Origin of the sequence: Klebsiella sp. K47 (genome assembly GCF_051858335.1) — a bacterium.
Lineage (GTDB): Bacteria > Pseudomonadota > Gammaproteobacteria > Enterobacterales > Enterobacteriaceae > Klebsiella > Klebsiella pneumoniae.
Genome location: NZ_JBPYUI010000270.1, coordinates 1 through 235, shown reverse-complemented (window position 1 = coordinate 235; position 235 = coordinate 1). Strand labels below are relative to the sequence as shown.

The 235-nt window shown below is 44.7% G+C and carries 1 pseudogene; it reads right to left on the bottom strand.

Annotated features, from left to right (window positions below):
* Positions 1–235: pseudogene (locus RRF55_RS27995) on the bottom strand (glutathione synthase); the annotation flags it as partial.

Genomic DNA, 235 nt, shown 5'->3' with positions numbered 1-235 from the left:
TAATCGGACGTGTGCCCATTTCCGTCAACATTTCCAAAGTTGAGCCAATGTTCACACCATCTTGATATAAACGGAAAATTCCCATGCCACCCATCCCATCGAGGGGCTTCACAATCACATCACCATGTTCTTTGATAAATTCACGGATCAGGCTTTGTTGTGAAGTCACTAATGTAGGGACTTGCAGTTCGGGGAACTGCGTGGCAAACAGTTTTTCATTACAGTCACGTAAGGA